The 16,435-nt window shown below is 67.2% G+C and carries 15 protein-coding genes; 3 read left to right on the forward strand and 12 right to left on the reverse strand.

Translation table 11 applies throughout. The annotated features are described in order from the left end of the window. Nucleotides 1-338: 338 nt before the first annotated feature. The 5 genes from mgtA to VLK31_RS23355 form a co-directional block, all read right to left on the reverse strand. Nucleotides 339-3,104 carry a magnesium-translocating P-type ATPase gene (gene mgtA / locus VLK31_RS23335; RefSeq protein ID WP_409170836.1) on the reverse strand — a complete coding sequence of 922 codons (2,766 nt, stop codon included), beginning with the start codon at nt 3,102-3,104 and terminating at the stop codon, nt 339-341. A gap of 216 nt (nt 3,105-3,320) precedes the next feature. Beyond that, nucleotides 3,321-3,521: a hypothetical protein gene (locus tag VLK31_RS23340; RefSeq protein ID WP_409170837.1), complete on the reverse strand. Its 201-nt coding sequence runs from the start codon at nt 3,519-3,521 to the stop codon at nt 3,321-3,323. 414 nt (nt 3,522-3,935) lie between these two features. After that, a complete protein-coding gene (locus VLK31_RS23345) occupies nt 3,936-4,274 on the reverse strand; it encodes a hypothetical protein (protein ID WP_409170838.1) in 339 nt (112 codons plus the stop codon). Nucleotides 4,275-4,412: 138 nt separating this feature from the next. Then, nucleotides 4,413-4,688, reverse strand: coding sequence for a hypothetical protein (locus VLK31_RS23350; RefSeq protein WP_409170839.1), 276 nt, complete (start codon nt 4,686-4,688; stop codon nt 4,413-4,415). A gap of 21 nt (nt 4,689-4,709) precedes the next feature. Next, nucleotides 4,710-4,880 (reverse strand): hypothetical protein, encoded by a 171-nt coding sequence (locus tag VLK31_RS23355; RefSeq protein ID WP_409170840.1) that lies wholly within the window; start codon nt 4,878-4,880, stop codon nt 4,710-4,712. 121 nt (nt 4,881-5,001) lie between these two features. On the opposite strand from VLK31_RS23355, the gene VLK31_RS23360 reads away from it, so the two are divergent. Next, nucleotides 5,002-5,472, forward strand: a complete 471-nt coding sequence (locus VLK31_RS23360; RefSeq protein ID WP_409170841.1) for a low molecular weight protein-tyrosine-phosphatase — start codon at nt 5,002-5,004, stop codon at nt 5,470-5,472. A gap of 7 nt (nt 5,473-5,479) precedes the next feature. Here the strand turns inward: VLK31_RS23360 and VLK31_RS23365 are convergent, their stop codons facing one another. From VLK31_RS23365 to VLK31_RS23395, 7 genes are all read right to left on the reverse strand, one after another. After that, entirely contained in the window at nt 5,480-5,908 is a 429-nt protein-coding gene (locus VLK31_RS23365; RefSeq protein ID WP_409170842.1) for an acyl-CoA thioesterase, read from the reverse strand. Beyond that, nucleotides 5,908-7,209: a TRAP transporter large permease gene (locus tag VLK31_RS23370; RefSeq protein WP_409170843.1), complete on the reverse strand. Its 1,302-nt coding sequence runs from the start codon at nt 7,207-7,209 to the stop codon at nt 5,908-5,910. Before VLK31_RS23370 ends, VLK31_RS23365 begins: the two co-directional genes overlap by 1 nt. Continuing rightward, on the reverse strand, nt 7,206-7,706 hold the full coding sequence (locus tag VLK31_RS23375) for a TRAP transporter small permease (protein ID WP_409170844.1): 501 nt from the start codon (nt 7,704-7,706) through the stop codon (nt 7,206-7,208). The genes VLK31_RS23370 and VLK31_RS23375 overlap by 4 nt, the downstream gene beginning before the upstream one ends. Nucleotides 7,707-7,839: 133 nt before the next feature. Then, on the reverse strand, nt 7,840-8,883 hold the full coding sequence (locus VLK31_RS23380; RefSeq protein WP_409170845.1) for a TRAP transporter substrate-binding protein: 1,044 nt from the start codon (nt 8,881-8,883) through the stop codon (nt 7,840-7,842). A gap of 37 nt (nt 8,884-8,920) precedes the next feature. Beyond that, a complete protein-coding gene (locus VLK31_RS23385) occupies nt 8,921-10,162 on the reverse strand; it encodes an alpha-hydroxy acid oxidase (RefSeq protein ID WP_409170846.1) in 1,242 nt (413 codons plus the stop codon). Between the two features lie 23 nt (nt 10,163-10,185). Further along, nucleotides 10,186-11,802, reverse strand: a complete 1,617-nt coding sequence (locus VLK31_RS23390; RefSeq protein ID WP_409170847.1) for an indolepyruvate oxidoreductase subunit beta family protein — start codon at nt 11,800-11,802, stop codon at nt 10,186-10,188. A gap of 11 nt (nt 11,803-11,813) precedes the next feature. Beyond that, nucleotides 11,814-13,973, reverse strand: coding sequence for a thiamine pyrophosphate-dependent enzyme (locus tag VLK31_RS23395; protein WP_409170848.1), 2,160 nt, complete (start codon nt 13,971-13,973; stop codon nt 11,814-11,816). Nucleotides 13,974-14,072: 99 nt separating this feature from the next. On the opposite strand from VLK31_RS23395, the gene VLK31_RS23400 reads away from it, so the two are divergent. Both VLK31_RS23400 and VLK31_RS23405 read left to right on the forward strand, forming a co-directional pair. Beyond that, on the forward strand, nt 14,073-14,993 hold the full coding sequence (locus VLK31_RS23400; RefSeq protein WP_409170849.1) for a LysR family transcriptional regulator: 921 nt from the start codon (nt 14,073-14,075) through the stop codon (nt 14,991-14,993). Nucleotides 14,994-15,048: 55 nt separating this feature from the next. Then, a complete protein-coding gene (locus VLK31_RS23405; protein ID WP_409170850.1) occupies nt 15,049-16,302 on the forward strand; it encodes an Nramp family divalent metal transporter in 1,254 nt (417 codons plus the stop codon). Nucleotides 16,303-16,435 lie beyond the last annotated feature (133 nt).

Here is a 16,435-nt window from a genome sequence, read left to right on the forward strand (position 1 = left end):
GACGTCTGTTTTTGGCGCTGTTGTTCTTGGCGCTGCTGTTCAGGGCGACGCTCACGCCGACGGGGTGCCTTGCTCCGCGAATGTCCCCCGGGGCTTCGCGCTACCGCCTCTCCTCCTTTGTTTCGCTGCGCAAGGCACCCCATCGACGTGAGCGTTTTCAGGGCCGGGGTTGATCGGCGGAACACCTGCAGCGTGCCCAGGTGCACAGGGCGTCGGGTACTCCCCGCAGCGAAATAAAGGAGGAGCGAAGCGGGGGACATTCGCGGAGGGGAGTACCCGGCGGCCTGTGCACACGCCCTGAACAAGAGCCCAGAAACCAAGCACGCAGGGTCAAAAAATCACTGCCACCCGTACCGCCGCGCATACCACCCCTTCACAGCCTGCGTCAGCAGCGCATAGCCAACCAGCATCGCGACAAGCCAGGGGAAGTACATCAACGGCAGTGCCTCCAGCTTGAAGTAGTGCGCGAGCGGTCCCATGGGCAGCCAGATGCCCACCGCCGCAATGGCAGCGCCCATGATCATCAACGGCCATGCCGCGCGGCTTTGCAGGAACGGGATCTTGCGGGTGCGGATCAAGTGCACGATCAACGTCTGCGACAGCAGCCCCTCCACGAACCAGCCCGACTGAAACAGCGTCTGGTGGTCCACCGTGTTGGCCGCGAACACATGCCACATCACCGTGAACGTGAGAAGGTCGAACACCGAACTCAACGGCCCGAAGAACACCATGAAGCGACCCAGGTCCGCGGGGTTCCAGCGCTGCGGGCTCTTCAGAAATTCCTCGTCCACGTTGTCGAACGGAATAGCGATCTGCGACACGTCGTACAGCAGGTTCTGCACCAGCAGATGCAACGGCAACATCGGCAGAAAAGGCAAGAACGCACTGGCCACCAGCACCGAGAACACATTGCCGAAGTTCGAGCTCGCAGTGAGCTTGATGTACTTCAACATGTTCGCGAACGTGCGCCGCCCCTGGATCACGCCCTGCTCCAGCACCATCAGGCTCTTCTCCAGCAGGATGATGTCGGCCGACTCCTTGGCCACGTCCACCGCGCCGTCCACCGAAATGCCGATGTCCGCGGCGCGCAACGCAGGCGCGTCGTTGATGCCGTCGCCCATGAAGCCCACCACATGGCCGTTGGCATGCAGCGCGTGCACGATGCGCTCCTTGTGCGCCGGCGTGAGCTTGGCGAACACCTGGTGCTGCTCGACCAGCACGCGCAGGTCGGTGTCACCCATGTCCTCGATCTCGCGGCCCAGCACGATGCGCCCCGCCGCCAGGCCCACATCAGCGCACACCTTGCGCGTGACCAGTTCGTTGTCGCCCGTCAGCACCTTCACGGCCACACCGTGCTCCGCCAGCGCACGCAGCGCGGGCGCGGTCGACTCCTTCGGTGGATCGAGAAAAGCCACATACCCCAGCAGCGTGAGGCCCGATTCATCGGCCACGCCGTAGGCCGGTTTCTGCGCCTCGGTCTTCAGCGCGCGGCTGGCCACGGCCACCACGCGCAGGCCCAGGGCATTGAGCTCCGACGCCACGCGGTGGATGCGCGCCATCACCTCGGCGTCGAGCGCCAGCACCTCGGCGCCGCGCTCGACCGACGTGCACACCGACAGAATTTCTTCCAGCGCACCCTTGCAGATCAGCAGGTGCTCGCTGCCGCCGTTCGCCACCACCACCGACATGCGGCGGCGAGAGAAGTCGAAGGGCACCTCGTCGATCTTGCGGTAGGCCGTTTGCAGCCGCGTTTCGAGCTGCATCTCGGCATGGCTCAGCACCGCCTTGTCGAGCAGGTTCTTCAGCCCCGTCTGGTGAAAGCTGTTGAGGTACGCAAACTGCAGCACGTGGTCGGAGTCTTCGCCCCAGGCGTTGGTGTGGCGCTCGAGCACGATGCGGTCCTGCGTGAGCGTGCCGGTCTTGTCGGTGCACAGCACGTCCATGGCGCCGAAGTTGTGAATGGCCTCCAGCCTTTTGACGATCACCTTCTGGCGCGACATCACCACCGCGCCCTTGGCCAGCGTCGCCGTCACGATCATCGGGAGCATCTCGGGCGTGAGGCCCACCGCGATCGACAGCGCGAACAGCGCCGCTTCCCACCAGTCGCCCTTGGCCACGCCGTTGATCACCAGTACCAGCGGCGCCATCACCAGCATGAAGCGAATCAGCACCCAGCTCACACGGTTGATGCCCGCCTGAAACGCGCTGGTGCCGCGGTCGGTGGCCGTCACGCGCTGCGCCAGCGCACCGAAGAAGGTGCGATCGCCCATGTGCACGATGAGCGCCGTGGCCGTGCCGCTGATCACGTTGGTGCCCATGAAGAGCAGGTTCTCGCGTTCGAGCACGCCGGCGCTGTGCTCGCCGCGGTCCACCACGAACTTCTCGACCGGCATGGCCTCGCCCGTCAGCGCGGACTGACTGATGAACATGTCCTTGGCGGTGAGGAGGCGGCAGTCGGCGGGAATCATGTCGCCGGCCGAGAGCGCGATCACGTCGCCGGGCACCAGGTCGCGCATCGGCACCTCCACGCGCACCGTGCCGGTGTGCGCGGTGTCGAAGCCTTCATCACCCGCGGCGCCCGCCTTCTGGCCCGGTGCGGGCCGCAGCACCGTGGAGGTGTTGCTCACCATCGCCTTGAGCCGTTCGGCCGCCTGGTTGGAGCGCGACTCCTGCAGAAAGCGCAGCACCGTCGACAGCACCACCATGCTGCCGATGACCAGCGTGGCCTTCATGTCCTCGGTGATGTAGGAGACCAGTGCCAGCACCGTCAACAGCAGGTTGAACGGATTGCGGTAGCACTGCCACAGGTGCTGCCACCAGGGCAGCGGCTGCTCGTGGCGCACCTCGTTGCTGCCCAGGCGCTTGCGCAGCACCTGGGCATGGCCTTCGCTGAGGCCGCGCGGGGAGCTGTCGAGCTTGACCAGCATTTCGCCGGCGTCGGTGCGCGAGGCGGTGCTCAGGGCCCGGGCGATGTCGGGCGGTATGCTGAGCGAGCCGGCGGCGACGGGTTTCGAGCCCAGCAGCGATTGCCAGCGCTCGAAGTGATGCAGCATGTGGCGGCTGCGCAGGAAGCTTTCGAAGAAAGACTTGAGGACGTTGTTCATGGGGTTCTCCTTCGGGGCGGCCGCCGCCCGCCCGGGGAGAACCTCCGCGCATCAATCAGCCGGAAGCAACCCCTTGCGAAGCGCGACGGCAGGCCGCGTTGTTGCAATCAGTCGAAGCGAAGGGGGCGCGCTGGGGCGCCGATGAGAGGCGGGGTCCATGGTGTGCTCCTGGATTGTGCGGATCGCGTGGGTTGCGAAAGAAGTGCTCTGGCAGGCTCAGCGGCGCGTGCCGGTGGCGGGCTGGAGCACCAGAAAGCTGCGGATGCGGCGCGTGGTCCACAGCGCCGCGGCCTGGTCCAGCGTGGCATCGACGGCCGGCGCCTCGACGGCGGCCGAAGGCGCACCGCTCGGCACGTGCGCCGAGGGGCGAACGCGCTGCGGTTCGTGGGACTGAAGACGAAGATGAAAGTGACGCATGGCAAGACTCCTTCGCGTTGAAGGAGCCTCGCGCACGGACACGCCAGGCTGACTGAAAAAGTCAGCAACGAGAACGACGGAAATCGGAAGGGGGGAGAGCCGCTTGCCGCAAAGGGCAAGAGGGTCACGCTGCGTGCACAACGGCCACGCAGCGCGGGGAAGCCTGCGCTAGAGAGCCGGGTGTGTCACGCCTGCCGAGGCACGCGTCTTGTCACTGATCCAACTGGCACTGTCCACGCACGAGGCTCCGAAATGAAGATTGCCAATTGTTGCACCGCGGCATGCGACGCGTCAACCCTTGAAGTCGCTTTCCGCGATGCGGAAGAGGGACTTATCGCCTCTGGGTTGCGATTTGCGAAAGGTGCCGACCCGTCGTTGTTCGCAGCGACGCAAGGGCACCTCGGGCTTCGCGGGTCACGCAACCGTGCGTTGCGTTGCGGCGCGCTTTCGCAGTGCCCAGCCGCCTGCTGCCGTCAAGACGAGGCCCAGGCCGAGCAGGAACATGCCAATCGCATTCCCTCCAACCTCGCTGTTGTTGCTCGCGCTGATTGCTCGGGCGGCGGCATTGGCATCGGTGGCCGTCATCGCGGTTGCGAAGGCCGCCTCGTTGCATCGCTCGCGCATCTCGGTGCCTTGATCTTTCATGCGCTCCTGGCACTTCGCCACCGTGTCAGCGTCGGCACGCGGGGCCGAGTTGCCGAAGGTGAGAAAGGCGCCTGCGATCACAAGAATCACACCGACCACCAGCAGCACGAGAGGGTTTTTCTTCATCGGTTCTCCAGAAGTTGTTGCGCGCTCTGTTCGCCCGAGCGCGACCACAGCATACCCAGCAAGCACCGCGCGGCGTGGCCCGCAATGAAGGCCGACAACCAGCGCGGTCTCGACGAGCCCTCAGGGCTTGCGCGGCTGCAGGTAGCCCGAGTAGCACTGCGAAATTTTCTCGTTGCCCTGCGTGCAGTCGGAGTGCCTGTAGAGCGCCTCGATTTCGATCACCGGCACCGGCTTGCCTACAAGAACTTGCTGCCCGGTCACGCGGCCGTCGAAGCTCACCAGCGTGAACTGGGCTACGAGATCGCTGTCGTACGGCCCCGCGCCACAGGCGATGAAGTCTTGTGCGTCGGCGGGCCACTGCAGGTTGCCCTTCGCATCGAAGGTGGCATGCAGCATGGTGAAGCACTGGCGCTGTCCCTAGCGCGCATCGATGGCGCTGATGCCACCGCTCCAGTGCACTCGCGCGCCCTTCGCCTGAGGTGTCAACGCCTGTGCCAGCGAGAGGTCGACGACCGGGCTCCGGGATGAGCGGGCATCGCGGTCGGCGGGTGTCGCGCAGGCCGCCAGCAGGGCGATGGCGCAGAGCATGGCGGCGATGTGTCTATGTCGATGGAGGGGCATCGTTTCATCGTAGCGCGGCGATGCGCTGCAACAGTGCCTCCGAGCCCTGGCGCAAGAGGGCCATCCGCTTGCCGCGCTATTCTTGGGAATGAAGAAACCGTCCATCTTGTTCGTCTGCACAGGCAATATTTGCCGTTCCCCCACAGCCCACATGCTGCTCATGCACAAGGCCCGCGCCACCGGTTTTCAGGTCGAAGTCGACAGCGCCGCCATCTCCGACGAAGAGCGTGGCAACCCTCCGGACCGGCGCTCGGTGGCCGAGGCCAAGCGCAGGGGCATCGAGATGCACGCCCATGCCGCACGCCAAGTCAAAAAGTCCGACTTCGCCCACTTCGACCTGCTCATCGGCATGACCACTCAGCACTGCGCGGCCCTGCGCAGGCTCGCCCCTGAAGGCACAGCCGACAAGGTTCACCTGTTCACCGAATTCGCCGATGGCATCGACGGCGACGTGCCCGACCCCTGGTACGGCGGTCAGCAGGATTTTGTCGAGGTCTTCGACCTGATCGACCACGGCGTGGACGGCCTGCTCGTCAAGCTGCAGGCCGAGGCGCGCTGAGCAGGCGTTACTCGCAGAGCGAGCGGATCGATGGCGGAATCGGCACTGCCCGAATCCCGCCGCCTTCACGCTTCGCCGCAAAGATCCGCACCTCCTCGCACTCAAGGATCAAATCGTCCCCGCGCATCACGCGGTACGTCTGCACGAAGCTCTTCTCGCGCCACTCGGTGATGCGCACCGCAATCTGCAGCGTGTCGCCATAGCTCGCGGTCTTCACGAAGCGGGTGTGCGTATCGACCAGCGGCGTGCCGATCACGCCCAGCGTCTCGCTCGTCTCTTCCCAGCGCGGCACGCCACACTCGGCAAAGAAATGCCGCGAGGCCGCGTCGATCCAGCGAAAGAAGTTGGGAAACCACACGATGCCCGCGGGGTCGCAGTCGCCGAACTCCACCCGCGCGGTGTAAACGACTTGCTTGAGGTTGCCAGTGTTGCTCATCAGCCCATTCTCGTCGGCAGCCACAGGGCGATGACGGGGAACGCGATCAGTATCACCAGCCGCACGATGTCGGTCACGATGAACGGCAGCACGCCCTTGAAGATGGTGGTGAAGCTCACGTCCTTCACCACGCTCTTGATGACGAACACGTTCATGCCCACCGGCGGATGGATCAGCCCCAGCTCCACGGTCATCACGATGATCACGCCGAACCAGATGGGGTCGAAGCCCAGGTGCACGATCACCGGATAGATGATGGGCACCGTGAGAATGATCATGGCCATCGCATCCATCAGGCAGCCCAGCACCAGGTACATGACCATGATGAGCGCCAGCACGCCATAGCGGCCAATGCCCAGGCCGGTCAGTATTTCGGTGAGCTTCTGCGGGCTTTGCGTGATGGTGAGGAAGTAGCCGAACAGCAGCGCGCCGATCAGCACGGTGAACACCGCCGCAGCCGTGCGCGTGGCCGACAGCAGTGCCTCGCGGATCTTCGGGCCGTCGAGCTTGCGCCGCACCAGACCCAGGATGAACGCGCCGCTCGCACCCACGCCGCCGGCCTCGGTCGGTGTGAAGAAGCCGCCGTACAGGCCGCCGATGACGAACACGAACAGCACCAGCGGCGCCCACACGTTCTTCAGGTCCCTGAAGCGCTCCGACCACGGCTTGACCTCGCCGCCGGGCAGCCAGTCGGGCCGCAGCTTGACGATGATGGCAATGGTCATCACGTACATCGCCATCGCCAGAATGCCCGGCACGATGCCCGCCATGAAGAGCTTGCCGATGTCCTGCTGCGTGAGGATGGCGTACACGGCCAGTACGGTCGACGGCGGCAATATCGCGCCCAGCGTGCCGCCCGCGGCAATGACGCCGGTCGAAAAAGACTGCGGGTAGTTGAAGCGCCGCATCTCGGGGTAGGCCACGGCAGAGAACGTGGCGGCCGTGGCCACCGACGAGCCGCAGATGGCCGCAAAGCCGCCGCACGCGACCACGGTGGCCACGCCGAGCCCGCCGCGCATGTGGCCGATCATCGAGTTGGCGGCCTTGAAAAGCTCGCGGCTCACGCCCGACACCGACACGATCGCCCCCATGAGCATGAACATCGGGATCACGCCGAAGGTGTAGTCGGTCACGGTGCGCATGGAGGTCTGGCCTACCAGCTTCAGCGCGGGGCCGGGCCCCACGAGGTAGCTGTAGCCGACCACACCCACCAGGCCCATGGCCATGCCCACCGGCACGCGCAACAACATCAATACGAACAGGGCGACAAAGCCCAATACGGCAACTGCATCCGGGCTCATTCGTCCGCCTTCTGTTCTGGGTGGGTTTCTTCGAGCTGTTCAGGGTGAAAGATCAGCCGGTAGGTGCGAATGGCGATCAGCAGCACGGCGCACACGTCGCCGGCCCAGGCCACCGCATAGAAGGGCCAGGTGGGAATGTTCAGGTCGTAGGTCTGCACGTTGTCCACATAGGTGCCGCGCACCTTGTCGAACAGCATGGCGGTTTGCACGGCCACCACGAACAGCAGCACCAGCGTGGCGAACACGTCGATCACGCGCTTCATGCGCGGCCCGGCCGCGGTCCACACCAGGTCGACCGTGATGTGCCCGCCGCGGTAGCTGGTGGCCGCAATGCCCCAGAAAATCAAAATGCCCAGCAGCATGCGGCCGAAGTCGTACGCGTCAGGAATCGAGGTGTCGAAGAACTTGCGCAGCACCACGGCCGCGAAGATGTTGAGCGCAACGATGCCCACGAAGATGGCGGCAAGCCATTCAATCGCATTGATCGCGCGGTCCATGACGCTTCGCTTCATTGGCTCGCCCCCCAGGCTTCGCGCACTGCGTGTCGCTTCTCCTTCCCCCCTACCGGGGGGCGGGCCGGCCGCTTCGGGCGGCCGTGCGCGGCGGCCCCCTGGCAATACGGGCCCTGCATCAGAGTGCAGACTTGTATTTGGCGAGGCTGGCTTTCAGCGCGTCCATCACCGCCTTCGGGTCTTCACCGACCTTCTTCACGCTCTCGGCCCATTGCGCCTCCGACGGCGCGGCCGCCTTGCGCCAGGCGTCGAGCTGCTCGGGCGTGAGCTTGTAGATTTCGTGGCCCGGCAGCGCGGCCATCTTGGCGTGGCCCGCAAACTCGAAGTCGGCCCACGGCCCGGCCACCTTCTGCGCCCATTCGCTGGTGCAGTGGTCGTCGATGACCTTCTTCTGCGCGACGGACATGGCCTCGTACTTGCTCTTGTTCATCACCCACACGAAGGGCGTGACGTACAGCGGCGCGTCCATGTGGTACTTCACCACCTTGTCGATGCCGAACAGGCCGATGGAGCCCCACGGAAAGGTAATGGCGTCGGCCACGCCGCGCTCCAGCATGTCGCGCGACTCGGGCGCGGAGGCCTGCACGTTGGTGCCGCCCAGAGACGTGATGAGCTGGCCCACGGTGCTTGTGGCCGGGCGCACCTTCATTCCCTTGATGTCGCCGGGCACGGTGATCTTCTTGCGCGCGTGGAAGGTGCCGGGGTCGTGCACGAACGCGAAGCAGTACTTCACGTCCTTCATTTCCTTGGCCGCGTAGTTGCGGTACCAGGCGTCGATGGCGGCTGAGCCTTCCTTGCCGTTGGCGAACAGGAAGGGCAGCGACGCACCCGCCATCACCGGAAAGCGACCGGGCTGGTAGCCGGGGTTCACGTACGAAAAGTCGGCGATGCCGTCGCGCGCCATGTCGTAGTGGTCGAAGGCCTTGCCCAGCTGCTCCGACGGAAACAGGATCGCGGTCAGGGTGCCGCCCGATTCCTTCTTGATGTCGTCGGCCCACGCCTGCAGCGCGGGGTTCAGCGGATGCTGCGCGGGCACCCAGCTCGACAGCTTGAGCTGCACGGGTTTGTCCTGCGCCTGCACGGCGGCGCTGCCAAGGGCGAGCGCGGCGCCGGCCAGGGCAATGGCAAGCAGGGTCGGGTGGGGGTGGCGGGTGGTGGTCATGGTCTCCTTCGTTATGTGTTCGATGTGGTTGCGCAATCTAGGCAGTCGCGTGCACCGGGTATATGGAGGGTTTCCCGTGCGTGTTTTCCTTGAGCTGCGCCGCGGCACTGCGTTGTTCGAGAGGCGAACGAAATTCGGGCTGGCCCACATGGCGCGGACCCAGTTCGCGCACCCGCGACGCACCCATCAACGTCATGGTGCGTTCGGTCTCCTGCGCCATCAGCTGCAGCACCGACAGCGCGCCCTGCATGCCGTCGCAGGCCACGCCGTAGACCGGTGCGCGGCCGAGCAGCACCGCCTGCGCACCGAGTGCCAGTGCCTTCACCACGTCGCTGCCGCGCCGGATGCCGCCGTCCACCAGCACGGGCATGCGCCCACCGACCGCATCGACGATGGCCGGCAGCGCGCTGACACTTGCCGGTGCCGCATCGAGCTGCCGCCCGCCGTGGTTGGAGACCACGATGCCGTCGGCGCCGTGCTGCACGGCGCGCTTCGCGTCCTCGGCCCCCAGCAGCCCTTTGATGAGCAGGGGCCCGTCCCACAGCTTGCGCAGCCAGCCGATGCTGTCCCAGTTCAGCGTGCGGTCCATGGTGCGCGACAGCAGCGCGGCCTGGGTCTGCGCGGAGACCGGTGCCTCGTCGTCCTCGGGCAGCAGGTTGGCGAATGTCGGCATGCCCGTGCGTGCGAGCCGCAGCAGCCAGCCGGGGTGGCGCGCCATGTCGAAAACGGTGCTCGGCGTGAGGCGCATCGGCACCCGAAAGCCGTGCCGCAGGTCGCGCTCGCGCAGGCCGCTGACGGGCACATCCACCGTGAGCATCAAAGCCTGGAAACCCGCGGCCCGGGCGCGGCGCACGATGCGCTCGGCAATGGCGCGTTCGCCCATCACGTACAGCTGCATCCACAGCGTGGCGTCGGGCGCGGCGGCGCGCACGTCCTCGATGCGGGTGTTCGACGCGGTCGACAGAATGAAGGGCACGCGCGCGGCCTGTGCGGCACTGGCCAGCATGGCGTCGGCGCCGGGCCGCACCAGCCCCGCCAGGCCGATGGGCGCGATGGCGAAAGGCGCGTTCCAGCGGCGACCGAACAGGTCGATGCCGATGTCCATGGCGCTGGTGTCGCGCAGGCATTCGGGAATCAGCGGCAAGGCCTCCAGCGCATCGCGGTTGCGCCGCAGGCAGCGCTCGTCTTCGGCGCCGCCGTCGACATAGTCGAACACCAGGCGGGGCAGCACGCGCCGCGCGCGGCGGCGGTAGTCCTCGACGTTGAGCAGTGCGGGCATGGCGGCAGCGCGTGGGTCGTGGGTCAGGCGCCGCCGGTGGGCTTGCGCTTCATCCAGCGGATGGGCTGGGCCTTGACGGGGCGGGCGGGTGCGCCGTGCGCGACCAGCGCGGCGTCCAGCGCGCGGCCGGCATCGTCGGCCAGTGCGGCGGTGCGCGCGGCGGCCACGGCCTGCGCGCGTTCGTCCGCTGGCACGCCGGCTTGCGCCGCAAGGTGGCCGGTCACGTGCAGCAGGTTCTCCTTTCCGCGCTCATTGGTGCTGCCGTAGCCCTTGATGAGCCGCCCGCACAGCGCCACTTCATGCCCCAGTGCCCAGGCCTCGCGCGCGCCGGCTTCCACGGCCGCGAGCCAGCGTTCGATCAGCGCTTGCTCCTCGGCAAAGCGGCTGCCGCGCCTGCGCAGCCAGCGCAGCGACGCCAGCAGCCGAAGCGACGCCATGCCCATCACCGAATGGCTGCCTACCTTCAGCGGCAGCGCCCAGGGCGCAAGGCCGCGCGCCTGGCGGGCGCGGTCCCAGGTGGTGACGCGGCGCGCGAGCGAAGGCGGCAGCAGCGCCGCGAATTCGGCGGCGCCGGGCTTGAAGTGGTCGTAGACCTTCACGATGTCTTCGTCGCCCGCGCGCACCTCTTGCCGCACGCGCTGGGCGCGGCTGGCGCGGCCCTTGAGCGCGGCCACGCGCACGATGTCGTCGAAGGCCATCCACAGCGCCAGCCAGCGCGCGGCCTCGCGGGTAATGGCAAAGCCCTGTGCGCCGGCCGGGTCGGCGGCACGTTCGGCGTCGAGCACGCGGCCCAGGCGATCGGCGTACAGCGCGGCGTAGGCGCCGTCCTGGTAGTCGAGCACGCGCGCATGGCCGAGCGTGAGCATGTCGTGCACGGCGGGCGGAAAGCGCCGCGCCAGTTCGGCGGGCAGGGCGCTGGCGGGGGGCGGTGCGTCGTTGGTGTCGCCCGCCAGCACGCTGCTGACGAAGGCGGCCTGCGCACGCGGCGCGCTCACCGCGTCGAAGGCCGCCGCAAAGCCGCGCAGGCTGGCCGCGGCCATCTTGCTCAGCTTCTCGGGCGCGCTGGTGTCGCCGCCGCGCACCACGTGTTCATACGCTTCCCGCGGAAACGGAAACAGCCCGCTGCCCGCGATGGCGCCGAGCATCACCGCGCTGACCACCGTGCCGGCGTCGCGCGCAATCGCGTTCATGTCGAACACATGGTGCTCGCGGCTGAAGGCCTTCACCACGTCGACCAGGCGCTGCGCGTCGGCGCGGCCGTCGCCGGGCTCCATGCGCTCCGCGGTCGTGAGGATGCGCGCCGACGAGCTGATGACCAGCGTGCGCAGTGGCGCGCTCATGCCGTTGCCGACCTGCCGCGCGGTCTCCAGCAGCTCCGACGACACGATCGCGTCGAGCGCGCCCGGCACCGGGCTCAGGCTGAACACGGGCCGCCTGCCGCCCAGTTGTGCGAGCGGCACGGGAAACACTTCGAGGTAATAGGTGGTGGCGCCGGTGCGCTGCGCCACACCGGGAATCGACGTGCTCTGCGCCGCGTAGCCGGCATGCCGCGCAATGTCGACCAGCCATTCGGTGAGCACGCCGCCGCCTTCGCCGCCAAGGGCGCAGATGAGCAGGGTGAGGGGACGGTTGTGTTCCATGCCTTCGCCCCTCATGCCGGTTGCAGCGCGCGCACCACCGCGCCGCGCAGCCCGTGCAGCAAACGTTCGTGCCATTTCGGGTTCTGCACCACCTCGGCCCGGTAGAAGCTCGGGCACAGCGTGGCCGCGTGCGCGTTGGCGCCGCACAGGCCGCAGCCCACACAGCCGTCGATGACGGTGGCCACCGGGTCCACCTTCAGCGGATCGGGGTTGTCCTTGAGCGTGAGCGTGGGGCAGCCCGACAGGCGAATGCAGGCGTGGTCGCCATTGCACACGTCTTCGTCCACGCCGTACTTCACGCGCACCACGCGCTCACCCCTTTTGAGCAGTCCGGCAAGCCAGGGCTTGATGCGGCGCTGGCGCTCCAGCTGGCATTCGCCTTCGGCAATCACCACCTTCAGGCCGTTGAAGTCGCTGGTGAGCGCCTCGGTCAGCGTCTTGCGCATGCGCTCCACGTCGTAGGTGGTCACGGTGCGCATCCATTGCACGCCCAGGCCTTTCAGCGTGGCCTCGATGGTCTGGTTCTTGTCGACCAGGCTGTCCCGTTTGTCGACGGCGCGTTCCTTCAGCTCGTCCTCGGGCGTGGAGATGATGTCCTGCGTGCCGGTGGCCGCGGTGTAGCCGTTCTTGAAGATCAGCAGCACCGCGTCGTCGTTGTTGAACAGCGCGCTCTGCACACCGGTGAGCAGGCCGTTGTGCCAGAAGCCGCCGTCGCCCATGATCGACAGCGTGCGCCGGTTCATCATGGGCGCGACGCCCGCGCGGCTCGCCAGGCTCATGCCATAGCCCAGGATCGAATGGCCCATGGAAAACGGCTCGAAGGTACCGAAGGCATGGCAGCCGATGTCGGCCGCAATGTGCACCGGCCCGGTTTCCTGCTGCGCGAGCTTCAGCGCGGAGAACACCGGCCGCTCCGGGCAGCCGATGCAAAAGCTCGGCGGCCGGTTGGGCAGCGGCGCGCTCAGCTGGCGGGCCACGGCCTCGCGGCGTTCGCGGTTGCCGGCCAGCCAGGCCCGCGCGGAAGAAGACGCATCGTTGGGCGCAATGTATTTCGCGGCAAAGGCGCCGATGCCGCCGGAGAGCACCTCCACGCCGTACTCGCCCGCCGCGGGCAGCAGGTCCTTGCCGTGCAGCGGGGTTTGAATGTCGCGCCGACGCAGCAGCGTGGCAATGTCTTGTTCGATGTATTCGGGCTGGCCTTCTTCCACCACCAGCACGGCGCGCTTGCCCACGCAGAAGTCGGCCACCTGCTCGGGCACCAGCGGGTAGGTCACGTTGAGCACCAGCAGGGGAATGTCGGTCGCGCCAAAGGCGTCTGCCAGGCCCTGCTGCTGCATGCTGCGAATCAGCGCGTTGTACAGGCCGCCCTGCACCACGATGCCCAGGTCGGCATGGCGCGCGCCGGGCATCAGTTCGTTCAGGCCCTGTTCGACGATGTAGCGGCGCGCCGCCGGAATGCGCTCGTCGCCCTTGAGCTTCTCGTGCCGGAAGGTGACGGGCGGGTGCGCCAGGCGCATGTAGTCGAAGCGCGCGGGCTCGCTCATGGGCGACAGCGTGGACACGGCTGGCGCAATGTTGTCCTTGCATTCGAAGCTGCCGCGCACGTGGCAGGTGCGAATGCGCAGCTCCATCAGGCAGGGCATGTTCGAGGTCTCCGACAGGCGAAACCCTTCTTCCACCATGCGCACCATCACGCCCAGGTCGGGCCGCGGGTCGAGCAGGCACATGCTCGACTTGAGCGCATACGCATGCGTGCGCTCCTGGATCACGCTGGCGCCTTCGCCGTAGTCCTCCCCCACCACCACCAGCACGCCGCCGGTGACGCCGGGGGAGGACAGGTTCGACAGCGCGTCCGCCGCCACGTTGGTGCCGACGATGGACTTCCACGTGACGGCGCCGCGCAGCGGGTAGTGAATGGACGCGCCCAGCATCGCCGCGGCCGAGGCCTCGTTGGAGCAGGCCTCCACGTGCACGCCCAGCTCGTCCATGTAGGCCTTGCCCTGGACCATCACGTCCAGCAGGTGCGACACCGGCGCGCCCTGGTAGCCGCCCACGTAGGCCACGCCCGACTGCAGCAGGCCCTTGGTGATGGCGAGGATGCCCTCGCCGTGGAAGGTGTCGCCGGCGCCCAGGCGCAGCATTTCCACTTCCTTGCTGAATGAAACTTCCATCGTGTCTCGTTGTTGTTGTGGCTCGGGGGGAGCGGGGAAGGACGGGTGAGTGTGGTCATGCCTGCGCCATACTTCAATAAAATAATCCGGCTATCCAATATGAACCCTGTGCATATCGATGCGGTCGACCTCAACCTGCTGCGGCTGTTCGATGCGGTGTTTCGCACCCGCAACGTGAGCCGCGCGGCGGAGGCCCTGGGCCTCACCCAGCCGGCGGCCAGCCACGGCCTCACGCGGCTGCGCCTGCTGCTGGGCGACGCGCTGTTCACGCGCAGCCCCGGCGGCGTGGCGCCCACGCCGCGCGCGGAGCGCCTGGCGGTGCCGGTGCAGTCGGCGCTGGCCACGCTGCAGCAGGCGCTGAGCGAGCCGGAGCGCTTCGAGCCGGCTGCCTCGCGCAAGCTGTTTCGCATTCACATGAGCGACATCGGCGAAGGGCGCTTTCTGCCGGCGCTGATGGCGCGGCTGCGCGAGCTGGCGCCGGGCGTGCGGGTGGAGACCATGCCGCTGGCCGTGGGCGACATCGCCACCGCGCTGGACAGCGGGCGGGTCGACTTCGCCTTCGGTTTTTTGCCCCGCGTGAAGGACACCCAGCGCACCCAGCTGCTGCGCGACCGCTACATCGTGCTGCTGCGCAAGGACCACCCGTTCGTGAAGCGCCGGCGCAGCGGGCAGGCGCTGCTGGAGGCGCTGCAAGAGCTCGACTACGTGGCCGTGCGCACCCACGCCGACACCCTGCGCATCCTGCAGCTGCTGAACCTGGAAGACCGGCTGCGCCTGACCACCGAGCACTTCATGGTGCTGCCGGCCATCGTGCGCGCCACCGACCTGGCCGTGGTGATGCCGCGCAACATTGCGCGCGGCTTTGCCGAGGAGGGCGGCTACGCCATCGTGGAGCCGCCGTTTCCGTTGCGCGACTTCACCGTGTCGCTGCATTGGAGCAAGCGCTTCGAGGCCGACCCGGGCAACCGCTGGCTGCGCCAGGTCATCACCGCGTTGTTTTCGGACAAGGCCAAGGCATGAACCGGCGCGCGGTTCATGTACAGGTCAGCCTTGGCGTGCAACCATCGGAACAGACATGAAAAAACGCATTCCCTCCTTCTTGCGCCACGTGGGCCCGGGCGTCGTCACGGGCGCGGCCGACGACGACCCTTCTGGCATTGCCACCTACACCCAGGCCGGCGCGCAGTTCGGCACCGGCCTGCTGTGGACGGTGTTTCTGTCGCTGCCCTTCATGGTCGCCATTCAGCTGGTGTCCGCGCGCATCGGCCGGGTCACGGGCAAGGGCGTGGCGGCCAACCTGCGCGAGCACATGCCGCGCAGCTTTCTGATCGTGCTGGTGGCGCTGCTGGTGGTGGCCAACACGATCAACATTGCGGCCGACATTGCCGCCATGGGCGAGGCGCTGCAGCTGGTGGTGGGCGGCGGGGCGCATTTTCATTCGCTGGTGTTCGGCGTGCTCACGGTGCTGCTGCAGGTGTTTGTGCCGTACCGCAAGCTGGCCCACATCCTGAAGTGGCTCACCCTCACGCTGTTCGCCTACGTGGCGGCGGTGTTCGTGGTGCAGGTGCAGTGGGGCACGGTGCTGCACGACCTGGTGGTGCCCAAGCTGCAGTGGAGCGGCGACTACTGGATGATGATCGTGGCCCTGCTGGGCACCACCATTTCGCCCTACCTGTTCTTCTGGCAAGCATCGCAAGAGGTGGAAGAGCTGCGCCTGAAGGGCGGCCAGCGCGGCACCGACAAGCAGGTGCGCCACGACCTGAAGCGCGTGCGGCTGGACACCTGGGTGGGCATGACGTTTTCCAACCTCATCGCGTTCTTCGTGATGGTGGTGGGGGCGTCGGTGCTGTTTTCGGCCGGCGTGCACGACGTCACCTCCGCCGCCCAGGCCGCCGAGGCGCTGCGCCCGCTGGCCGGCGACTTCGCCTTCTGGCTGTTTGCCGGCGGCATCATCGCCACCGGGCTGCTGGCGGTGCCGGTGCTGGCGTCTTCGGCGGCCTATGCGGTGGCCGAGGCCTTCGGCTGGGAAGAAGGGCTGGAGCGGCATTGGCGCGAGGCCAAGGAGTTCTACGGAATCATCGCCGTGGCCACGCTGGTGGGCACCGCGCTCGACTTCACTCCCATCGACCCCATGAAGGCGCTGTACTGGAGCGCCGTCATCAACGGCGTGGTGGCCGTGCCGATCATGGCGGCCATGATGATTCTGGTCACCCGCGAGAAGGTGATGGGCGTGTTCACCTCCGGGCGGCGCACCCGCTGGCTCGGCTGGGGCGGCACCGCGCTGATGGGCTTTGCGGCGCTGATGATGGGGTGGGACCTGGTGCGCTGAGGGCGCGTGCGGTACGCGCTCCATGCCCTGTATTCTTGGGGCCGCCCCCGCCCCGCGCGTTTCCGTTGTTTTGATGTCTCTTCGAATGTTCGTTCCGCACCGCTTCTTTCCCGCATTGCGCCGCCTTTCCGCG

Source organism: Variovorax sp. H27-G14 (assembly GCF_046156345.1).
Lineage (GTDB): Bacteria > Pseudomonadota > Gammaproteobacteria > Burkholderiales > Burkholderiaceae_C > Variovorax.